At 63.5% G+C, this 3,892-nt stretch carries 2 protein-coding genes; one reads left to right on the forward strand and one right to left on the reverse strand.

The features are described 5' to 3' along the window. Positions 1-232 (reverse strand): hypothetical protein (locus tag G1C98_RS09285; protein ID WP_205831941.1); only part of this gene is annotated, 232 nt, incomplete at its 3' end. Between the two features lie 143 nt (positions 233-375). On the opposite strand from G1C98_RS09285, the gene G1C98_RS07090 reads away from it, so the two are divergent. Then, positions 376-3,892: starch-binding protein (locus G1C98_RS07090; RefSeq protein ID WP_169080551.1), on the forward strand; the 3,517-nt coding region annotated here is incomplete at its 3' end.

The raw sequence follows: 3,892 nt of genomic DNA on the forward strand, positions 1-3,892 counted from the left end.
TCTTGGCGAAGTCATTGCCGTGCGTCGTCTTCCCCGTCCTCCGCTCCCCGGTATCGGCGGTGGCCGCGGGAGCGGGGGCCTCGTCGGATGCCATCGATTGCCGTTTGCGTCCAGCCTGCCCGACTCCCGCGACCGGCCGACATGTCGTCTCGCATTCCGGACGGCCTTTTCGCATGCAGGTCAATGGTTTGACGGCCATGGCTCCAACGGTTCCGCCGGCATCTTGCGTCATGCCATCGTTTGCACTCCGGGGTACTTATCTGCTGTAATCGGATGCGGGCCATGGTTGTGTCGGCCCGCAGGGAAGAGAAGAAGAGGCATGGGCGCCCGCGGCGTCGCACGCGCCCATGCGACGAGAACAAGGGAAGAGGGCCTATGAGGGGTTCCCGTTTGTCATGCGTGCTGTGCGCACTGCTTTCGATGTTCATGGTGATGCCCGCCTCGGTGGCGTCTGCGGCCACCGATGGAAGCGGCGGATCCGGCGAGGTGACGATTCATTATTACGACAGTGCCGGCTGGGCGAAGCCGTTCGCGTACATGTACGGCGACGGCGTGCGCTCCGCGTCCTGGCCGGGCGAACGGATGACGGACGACGGCGACGGCTGGTACAGCGTTACCGTGAATGCGCCGCATGGATTGCGCGTGCTGTTCAGCGACAACGGAAAATCGCAGCACCCCGGAGCGAACCAGCCGGGGTACGAGGTCAATGGCGAATCCTGGTTCGTGGGAAGCACGCGGTACGACTCCATGCCGGAAGGCGTGAAGGTGCACTTCTACGACTACGCGAACTGGGGCAAGGTCCGCCTGTACTACTATTCCGAAGCGGCCAGAGGGCCGACGTGGCCGGGCGAGGCCATGCATGCAGACGGTGACGGATGGTATACCGCGACCATCTTCGGAACGCAGCCCGCCCGCGTGCTGTTCAACGATGGCGGCTCGAGGCAGACTCCGGCAAGCGGTCAGGAAGGTCATCTGGTAACGGCCGAGGCATGGTGCCGCAACGGCGTGTGGACCGACACGAGACCCGACGGCGTGCTCGTCATGTTCCATAAGCCATCGGGATGGGGCAGCCCCCGAATCTACTATTACGCGTCCGATGCCGACACCGGGCCCGCCTGGCCTGGCACTGCCATGAAGCACATGGCGGATGACTGGTATTCCTACACGATAACGAAATACGCCAAGGCGCGTGTGCTGTTCAACGACGGCGGGCATCAGGTTCCTGCAAGGAGCGCGCCCGGCTACGAGGCGTCCGGGGTATGCCGTTGGGACGGCGGCGACTGGTCCTGCGGCGATTCAACCATCGACGGCGACAATGACGGCGTGCCCGATGTGCTGGACATGATGCTCGGCGGCGATAGCGACACCGACGGTGACGGACTGCCCGATGCGTTCGAAACCATCAGAACAGGCACGGACCACTCCTGCGCCGATAGCGATGGCGACGGCGTGGCGGATGGCGATGAGGATCCGGATGGCGACGGGCTGACGAACCTGAACGAGCGGGAGATCGGCACGGACCCGCTGGCGGCCGATACGGATGGCGACGGGCTGACCGACGGCGAGGAAACGACGCGCACTCATACCGATCCCCTCAAATCGGACACGGACGGCGATGGCGTGGACGACCGGCGTGAGATCCAATGGGGCACGGACCCGCTCGTACCTCAGGAGACATTCGATGTGACGGCACCCGCCGAGGATGTTGGGCAAGGCGACGTGGACGTGTCCGTGTCGGTGAACCTCCCCGCGAGCCAGGCCGCCACCCTCGACGTGCGCAGATACGACAACCCGTCGTATTTCCCGGACGATATGCCGGGGCTCATAGGGGATGCGTACGAGTTCACCGTTGACGGGCAGGTGGGGTCCGCGACGCTGCACTTCCGCTTCGACGAATCGCTGCTGTCGGATTCATCGTTCGACCCGGCCATCTGCTGGTTCAACGAAAAGGAACAGCGGCTCGAGGAGCTCGATACCACCGTGACCGGAAACGAGGCCACGGCAACGGTCTCGCATTTCTCGAAATACGTGCTGGTGAACAGAACCACGTTCCACGACTCGTTCTCATGGGAGGACGTGTGGAGCGACGAACAGTTCAACGCGGTGCAGACGGTGTTCGTCATAGACGATTCGGGCAGCATGTGGAGCAACGACCGCGGGAAGAAGCGCCTTTCCGTGGCCCGCGACCTTGTGGAGCGCTTCCCGGAGAACACCCGCACCGGCGTCGTGCGCTTCGCGGACGGAGCCACGGACCTGACCGGTGGGCTTACGGATGCGCAGACCGCGAAGAACGCCCTGGCGGATGCGAACTTCTGCGATTCGGGCGGCACCAGCATGTACCTGGCCGTGCAGCAGGCCCTGAACATGTTCCAGGGCGACGATGATACGACGCTACGCAACATCATCGTGCTTTCCGACGGGGAGACCTCCGATACGCGGCTGCATGACAGCGTGGTCGCCGAAGCCAGCAAGCGCAAGGTCAAGATCAACGCGGTCGGACTGGGCGGAGGCGGCCCCGGATCATATTTCGAGCGATGGATGAAGGTGCTGGCCAGCCAGACCGGCGGCGAATCCTATCTCGCCCAGGACGCCGATGCGCTGGCCGGCATCTACGAGAACATCGGCAAGCTCATCGACATCGAGACCGACAGCGATGGCGACGGCATCGCCGACTGGTACGAGGACCATCTCGTGCTGTTCAACGGCGTCTCGCTCAAACTCGACAAGAACAATCCCGACACGGACGGCGACGGCATCCCCGACGGCGAGGAGATCGACCGCCTCGACTACCGATACAACGCCGACCGCACCAAGGTGATTGTCACCGGACGGCTCATCACGAACCCCATACTGGTCGATTCGGACGGTGACGGCATCGCCGACGCGGACGAGTCGGACTCGATGACCGATCCGATGAATCCCGACACGGACGGCGACGGGTTGAATGACGGCGACGAGGTGCGCCGCAACTTCGACCCGACCTCGCCCGACCCAGACGGCGACGGGCGGCGCGACGACAGGGAGCTCGCCGACGACACCAGCCCGTACGTGTACGACAAGGCATGGTACGAGCAGTTTGCCTGCTTCGTGGTCGGAGCGCTTGCGGGGGACTTCATCACCGATGACGACGATCCCGTCACCCTGGCCGGCCAGATCATCGGGGGCGTCATCCCCACATCCGATGTTCGCGACGTCATAGCGAACGTGAAGCACGGCGATTACGCCTTCGCCGCAATCAGCGCCGCGGGCATCGTCCCCGCAGCCGGCGATGCGGCCAAGGGCGCGGCGAAGGCCGGCAGGTTCATCCTGCGCAACATAGACGACCCGGCGAAGGCCGCAAGACTGCTGGTCATACTGGAGGAGAGCTGCCCGAGCGTGGTCGCCAAGCTCGGCGGCAGCGACGGATTCGTCAAGGCCGCCGCCAGCTTCTCCCAGACCGGCCACGCAAGACTCACCAAAAAAGAGAAGCAGCATCTCGTCAAGGCCGTCAAGAAGGCCGGTCTCGCCAAGCATCTGGTCACATCCGGCAAGGACCTGCCCATCGCGGCCACAATCGACACAGGCAAGAACGTCTGGAACGAGCGGTGGCTGAAGCGCGGCGACATCATCGACGAATGCCTGAACGGGCATTCCACGGGCCGCGGGCTGGGCCGCACGTTCCCGGTCGCGGACAGGCTGGAGAACAGGGTCCTGGTGAGCACGAAAAGCCTCGATCTGGACGCGCGCAGCTACCAGACGCCCGGCAGACTGAGATCCAGGCTCAACAAGTACGTGAAGGACCTCAAGGGATTCGAGGATAAGTACCTCAATAAGGTGGATAGTGAAGGCCATAGGTATAGAAAGATTGGAAATGTAGATAAGCGGCTGTCTGAAAAGGACTATGACTCCAAGG

This window comes from Bifidobacterium erythrocebi (assembly GCF_012932675.1).
In the GTDB taxonomy this organism is placed as follows: Bacteria; Actinomycetota; Actinomycetes; order Actinomycetales; family Bifidobacteriaceae; genus Bifidobacterium; species Bifidobacterium erythrocebi.